7 protein-coding genes and 1 tRNA gene are annotated in these 6,000 nt (G+C 49.9%); 4 read left to right on the top strand and 4 right to left on the bottom strand.

What is annotated here, in order from left to right; all coding sequences use genetic code 11:
• Positions 1–130 precede the first annotated feature (130 nt).
• The 4 genes from DGI_RS09615 (at position 131) to DGI_RS17950 (ending at position 2,769) form a co-directional block, all read left to right on the top strand.
• Positions 131–784 (top strand): nitrite/sulfite reductase domain-containing protein, encoded by a 654-nt coding sequence (locus DGI_RS09615; protein ID WP_021760782.1) that lies wholly within the window; start codon positions 131–133, stop codon positions 782–784.
• Between the two features lie 58 nt (positions 785–842).
• Positions 843–1,163: a DsrE family protein gene (locus DGI_RS09610; RefSeq protein WP_021760780.1), complete on the top strand. Its 321-nt coding sequence runs from the start codon at positions 843–845 to the stop codon at positions 1,161–1,163.
• Positions 1,164–1,267: 104 nt separating this feature from the next.
• A tRNA-Pro gene (locus DGI_RS09605) sits at positions 1,268–1,344 on the top strand.
• Positions 1,345–1,839: 495 nt separating this feature from the next.
• Positions 1,840–2,769 (top strand): hypothetical protein, encoded by a 930-nt coding sequence (locus DGI_RS17950; protein ID WP_021760776.1) that lies wholly within the window; start codon positions 1,840–1,842, stop codon positions 2,767–2,769.
• Positions 2,770–3,117: 348 nt separating this feature from the next.
• Here the strand turns inward: DGI_RS17950 and DGI_RS09600 are convergent, their stop codons facing one another.
• The 4 genes from DGI_RS09600 to DGI_RS09585 all read right to left on the bottom strand — a co-directional run bounded on the left by DGI_RS09600 (position 3,118) and on the right by DGI_RS09585 (position 5,899).
• Entirely contained in the window at positions 3,118–4,149 is a 1,032-nt protein-coding gene (locus DGI_RS09600) for a tyrosine-type recombinase/integrase (protein WP_021760774.1), read from the bottom strand.
• A 12-nt stretch (positions 4,150–4,161) separates the two neighbouring features.
• Positions 4,162–4,347, bottom strand: a complete 186-nt coding sequence (locus tag DGI_RS09595) for a hypothetical protein (RefSeq protein ID WP_144284163.1) — start codon at positions 4,345–4,347, stop codon at positions 4,162–4,164.
• 318 nt (positions 4,348–4,665) lie between these two features.
• Complete coding sequence (locus DGI_RS09590; protein ID WP_021760770.1) at positions 4,666–5,223, bottom strand: tyrosine-type recombinase/integrase; 558 nt, start codon at positions 5,221–5,223, stop codon at positions 4,666–4,668.
• A 292-nt stretch (positions 5,224–5,515) separates the two neighbouring features.
• Positions 5,516–5,899 carry a hypothetical protein gene (locus DGI_RS09585; protein WP_021760769.1) on the bottom strand — a complete coding sequence of 128 codons (384 nt, stop codon included), beginning with the start codon at positions 5,897–5,899 and terminating at the stop codon, positions 5,516–5,518.
• Positions 5,900–6,000: the final 101 nt, after the last annotated feature.

Here is a 6,000-nt window from a genome sequence, read left to right as displayed (position 1 = left end):
TTTGTGCAATATGCGGGCTAGCACCAGCTCCGACGATTTTCGGGCATTTCTTGACCTGCATCATGGGCAGGTGCACCGCCCTGCCCTATGGTCGGCTCCAGACCAATACATCCATCACCAAGGAGCCGCCATGACCGCCGTCCCCGGAGCCATCCAGCAGCGCGACAAGACCACCTGGGCCATGAAGCCCCGCGCCCCCATGGGCATCGTCACCCCGGACGAACTCCGCCGCATTGCCGATGCCGCCGCCGCCCACGATGTGCATGCCCTGAAAATCACCTCCGGCCAGCGGCTCATCCTGCTGGGCATCCCTGAGGATCGCCTTGCCTCCCTGCAGGAAGCCCTGGGGCCCATGGGCCAGCTCTGCCGCAATTACGTGCAGGCCTGCCCCGGCACGGACCACTGCAGCCACGCCGTGCAGGACTCCCTGGCCATGGGCAGACAACTCGAAGCGCTGGTGTTCGGCCGGGAGTTTCCGGCCAAGGTCAAGCTGGGCGTCTCCGCGTGCCCGTTCTGCTGCGCGGAAAGCCAGGTGCGGGATATCGGCCTGGTGGGCCGGCGCAAGGGCTGGCACGTGTATGTGGGCGGCAACAGCGGCACCAAGCCCCGCGTGGCCGATCTGCTGGCCACGGACCTGAGCGATGCCGACGCTCTGGACCTCGTCCGCCGCTTCCTGGATCACTACGCCGCCACCTGCGTGGGCAAGGTGCGCGTGGCCCGGTTTGTTCAACAGCAGGGCCTGGAAGCCATCCGCACCGCCCTGGGACTGCCTGCCCCGGCCTGAGCTTTACCACATTAAATCCATAGATTATGCTGATGCAAACCGCACAGGAGCATCGAGCATGCAAATACTGTTGATTCTCTCCAGCAACGATCCGGAAATCAAATGGAACGCCCTGCGCTTCGGCAATTTTCTGCTCAACGAAGGCGAGGAGGTCTGCATTTTCCTCAACGGCCCGGCCGTGTCCTTGTATGATGGCGACAGCGGCCAGTTCCCCATCGCCGAGCAGGCCAAGCTCTTTGCCCTGAGCGAAGGCGTGCTGGCCGCCTGAGGCAAGTGCATGGGCATCCACGGTGTGGATGCAATCGAACACGCAGCCCTCTCCACCATGAAGTTCCTGTACGCCCAGATGCAGCAGGCGGACAAGATTATCTCGTACTGACGCCCGCGCCCCAGCGCCCCACCCGCGCTGACAAAAAAAATGCGGCCAGGCGAGAAAGTTTCTTGACACCCACCCCTTCGAGGGGTAGACACCATCTCTCGCGTCGGGATGTAGCGCAGTTTGGGAGCGCACCTGAATGGGGTTCAGGGGGTCGAAGGTTCAAATCCTTTCATCCCGACCACAGATTTCCCCAAGAAAATGGGCCGGTTAACTGACAAAGTTGACTGGCCCATTTTTCGTGCCTGTCAACCTCCTGGTGAACCTCTGGTTGACCGGGGTGTTGGAGTGAACTGTTTAAGCAACTGTAATCACTGTGTATGGTCTTGTATGAAAGGGATGAAGTCTGCCCCCTAATTTCCCGAGTGCTTCAGACATCCTTCTGCTATTTCCTCAGACATGCTCCAACACCGTATGAGACATGAGGTACGGGGTGCTGTTTCATTTTGGGCGTATCTTTGAAAAAAAGGAGGGACCTTTCTGCCCCTCCGTGTCCAGCTAATCCAGTTCAGGTAGCAGGGCCGCAGCCCGTTCCTCATCACCGGGCATGATGTGCCCGTACCTGCCGAGGGTCATGGACGGATTGCTGTGCCCCATCATTGAACTGACCGTCCTCACCGATGCGCCCTTTGACGTGTAGAGTTCAGCCACACTATGATGGTGAATGGTGGGAGGTAAAATGAGAGCACTTTCTGTTTCTTTTATGAACGATTTGTTGGATAGAGACGGGATACTATATTCTCTTGTGGAACGAATTAGGCATGATCACACCTTAATGCTTTCAATTAGAAAAGATTTTATCAATGTTTACTATCGTGGTGGAAATATCTTGAGGATAAAGGAAAAAGGTTCTGGTTGCTACAGCTCATTCTTTGATTTTAACTACAATAGACTAGATGCCCCATGCCCAACACTTCCAGATATAATTAATGAGAAAAAGGACTGCATCGCGTGGGTAAAAGTTCTGCAAGAATTGAAAGGAATGATGGACTGCTACTTTTCTTTAAAATGCAAGCCTGAGCGCGAGTTTCAACAATTAGTTGCTCGAGAAAACAACCAATCTACAATTTCGAACCAAAGTGAATACTTTATTACAGACATTGAATTTTCTGATTCTGATATAGGTGCAAGGTTTGACATGCTAGCTCTTCGTTGGCTTGCTTCTCAGCGTAAAGACACAAGTAGTTTTCGACCCGCCCTGATTGAAATGAAGTATGGCGATAATGCTCTAACTGGCAATGCAGGGATAATTAAGCATCTTCAAGATATAAATTCATTGATTGATGATAGAGGTAGATATCAACAACTCCTCGAAACAATGGAAAGTCAATTCAGTCAACTTGACCAGCTTAATTTGATGCGATTCAACAAGATATCAAATTGGACAGGTGTAAAAATTGATTCTAATGTAAAACCTGAAGTTGTTTTTATTTTGGCTAACCATAATCCCCGGAGTAATGTTTTGAAGTCGATACTAAGCGATTCGGAAATTGATGAATTCGAATGTTCTCCTGATTTTGATTTGAAATTTTTTGTATCGCGCTTTTCTGGTTATGCACTACACGCTGAGTGCCTTATCTCATTGGCAGATTTTCGGAAATTGATATGATGCAATTCGACTCTGCGTATACAGGAGAGAATTGTGCTGAATGAAAAATATAGAAGGATATCATTGGTCTGTAGCTCAAAACGGTACCGCAACCCCGGGAAGCCTCCTGGTGAACCTCTGGTTGACCGGGGTGTTGGAGTGAACTGTTTAAGCAACTGTAATCACTGTGTATGATGGTGTATGAAAGGGATGAAGTCTGCCCCCTAATTTCCCGGGTGCTTCAGACATCCTTCTGCTATTTCCTCAGACATGCTCCAACACCGTATGAGACATGAGGTACGGGGTGCTGTTTCATTTTGGGCGTATCTTTGAAAAAAAGGAGGGACTTTGCTGCCCCTCCGTGTCCAGCTAATCCAGTTCAGGCAATAGTGCCGCAGCCCGTTCCTCATCACCGGGCATGATGTGGCCATACCTGCCGAGGGTCATGGACGGGTTCGAATGCCCCATCATGGAACTGACCGTCCTCACCGATGCGCCTTTTGACAGCAGGGTGGAACAGAACAAATGCCTGATGTCATACGAAATGATGTCATCGGAGATACCGGCGTTCTTGTATGCGGTTCTAAACGCCTTGCTGATGCGTTTTACCGGACGTCCCTGGTATTCAACCAGAAAGGGTGTCTGTGCCTCGGCCTTCTTGCGTTCAAGTTTCTCCAAAAACTTCGGAGACACCTTCACACGTCTCCAGGTCTTGGTTTTCCTGCCGTAGATACGCACGTAGCCGTTTTCCCAGTCCACATGACGCCACTCAAGGGACAGCAACTCGGACTGTCCCGTACGGACACCAAGGTTGTAGGCTACCTCTACCGCCCATGCCAGATGTGGAGGGGCAACTTCGATGATCTTTTTTACGTCCTCATGGGTAAGTTTGAAGTCCTTGGGGGCCTCTTTTCTCTTGGACCAAAGCTCCAACGGATTTCGAGTAATCAGCCGATGCTTGACCGCCCACTGGAACATGCACTTGAGATAGCTGATATACCTGTCGATAGTGATCGGTGAACGTCCCTTGCGGATGCGGTGTATGAAATTGACCAAGTACTGCTGGGTCAACTGGTCCACCGGCATCAAGGCAATCTCGGGTAAGATTTCCTTGTTGAGCATGTGGGCGAAGTCGTCTACCCAAAGGGCACGGCCAGCGGCCTTTTTGTCCTGATACCATGCTACAGCGATTTGATCCGCATAGACGGGCTGCCCTGGCAGGAACGGAGTCGAGGAAGTCGCCTCCTGGTTGATGGCTTCTTTTTTTGTCTTCAAGGCCAGGTCGAAGGCCTTCGCTTCTGCAAGGGCTTCTGGTCCTCTACCGAAAGACCGGTTCTGCTGCTTGCCGTTCTCACGGTAGCGGACGAACACGGTCCCATTGGGGCGTTCATGTACGCTCATGATTTTGCCTCCTTACAGGGGGATGGTTTGAATCTTGCGTTTGACCGGCAGGTCCACTTTTGGCTTCTCAAGGAAGCACTGTGGATCGGCCATGAAAGCATCAAGGTCCGACTGGGCGAATCTGTTATTGAAAGGACCACGACGAGGGATGCGATACTTCTTCACGATGGTGCGGAAGTAATCGTAGTTGTAGTCCAAGTAGCTTGCAGCAGACTGCGTGGTATGGTAGGGTCCAACTGGTGCGCTCTTGTCCATTTGGCACATGTAACAGAAAGATATAAATTGTAAATTATACAATCCTGATCATACAAGAGTCTTCTACATCTCCAACAAGAGCTTCAACAGATGGGTATAGATGCTTCATCATCGACCCCAAAAGCAGGGCTGAGAGAGCCAACTTTTTTTTCATACGCTCTTGGTGGCAACAGAAAATAGATTGTAGTTTAAGATATTTGTTTCAAAAATTAAAAAATACGACCTCAAGCAAAAGGGGCAGGTCAAAGCCCCCTTTTGACCTCAGATGTCCTTGAGCAACACCGCCTCCACCTCCTCGGCCTGGATGCCCATGTAGCGCATGGTGACGGCCGGAGTGCTGTGATTCAGCCGTTTGGCCAGAACTTCCCAACTGGTGCCGTGAACGGTTCGTTGCATGTAGGTCCATGTTTTGCGCAAAGTATGCGCACCGAAGTTGCCTTTTAGATTGATTGCCTCGCACCATTTCTTGACGTATTTTGTCACTGCAAATGTCGTCAAAGGATAATTGTGACCTTTCCGGCTTTTGAATAAGTAATGCCAATCTTCCAGTGAAGTCGATGCAAAGTACTCTTGCAATGCACTGGAGATTTCTTTGTTAATCAACAGTACATTCGATTTTCCAGTTTTCTTTTCCTTGATGCTAACTCGTGCACCAACGGCCAGGTTTCGTACATCCGATACCTTGAGGGCCAACAAGTCTTGTACCCTAAGGCCAGAGTTGATGCCCATCACAAACAGCAGTTTGTCTCGTGGGTTGTCCGCCAACAGTCGTTTGATGCTGCGGATGTGGCGCAATTCGGTGATCGGTTGGACTTTCATAGCTCATCCTCCTGGAATGTATGAATTTAGTTGTCCCGTATGGTTTTCGGACATTGAAAACCATTGAAACGGGTTGGCCGGCCAGGGATTTCACTGTAACCAGTTGAAAATCTTTTAGAAAACTTGAAAAGTACCTTAAATGCCCGTTATTGCTAAGAAACGGACATTGACCCGTACTTTCGGATATCTATAATTGAACCTCGAAATCGCCAGAGGAGAGGACCATTGCGTAGGCGGAGGGGCACAAAAAAAGGCCACCCGGGTTGCGGTATGGCCTTGCTGTGGATGCGTACTACGGCATTCGACGTGTGATGATTATTCTTTCCTCGTCCACAGAAAGATCGAACTCGTCACCCTCCTGGATTGGATCGCCGTTCAGGCCGATTTGTTTGAGATGCAACTTGATTTCAAGCTTTTTGTTCACCCGAAGTCTAGAAGCACTCTTAATGAACAATCCGTTGATCTCGTAGAATGTTTTATCCAGGTCACACAGCTTTAACAGATGTTGCCGTAAAACTTGCTTGTGTTTCAGACCCAATCGGTCCATAATAACATCCGCATGCAGCCCTTCGAGTATACATTGACGAAGAATCGAAGGATTATATTTCGATTCTGCACGTCTTGAAGATCCTACTTCAAGTTCAATGTCATTTACAGGTTCTTTCTTCTTGCTCATGGAACACTCCTTCGTATTGCAATATTGTTTTAATGTAATATATCTTTAGCTCATCATTGAATTATAGATAAAACAAAAGGTGAGTTTTGCCGTTAAGTACA

Origin of the sequence: Megalodesulfovibrio gigas DSM 1382 = ATCC 19364, assembly GCF_000468495.1 — a bacterium.
GTDB lineage: Bacteria > Desulfobacterota > Desulfovibrionia > Desulfovibrionales > Desulfovibrionaceae > Megalodesulfovibrio > Megalodesulfovibrio gigas.
This window is presented reverse-complemented; position numbering and strand designations above follow the sequence as displayed.

What these genes read in the sequence shown, in the direction of transcription:
- DGI_RS09590 (WP_021760770.1), bottom strand. Translation starts at nt 5,223, where the DNA reads ATGAAAGTCCAACCGATCACCGAATTGCGCCACATCCGCAGCATCAAA.
- DGI_RS09600 (WP_021760774.1), bottom strand. Translation starts at nt 4,149, where the DNA reads ATGAGCGTACATGAACGCCCCAATGGGACCGTGTTCGTCCGCTACCGT.
- DGI_RS09615 (WP_021760782.1), top strand. Translation starts at nt 131, where the DNA reads ATGACCGCCGTCCCCGGAGCCATCCAGCAGCGCGACAAGACCACCTGG.
- DGI_RS09585 (WP_021760769.1), bottom strand. Translation starts at nt 5,899, where the DNA reads ATGAGCAAGAAGAAAGAACCTGTAAATGACATTGAACTTGAAGTAGGA.
- DGI_RS17950 (WP_021760776.1), top strand. Translation starts at nt 1,840, where the DNA reads ATGAGAGCACTTTCTGTTTCTTTTATGAACGATTTGTTGGATAGAGAC.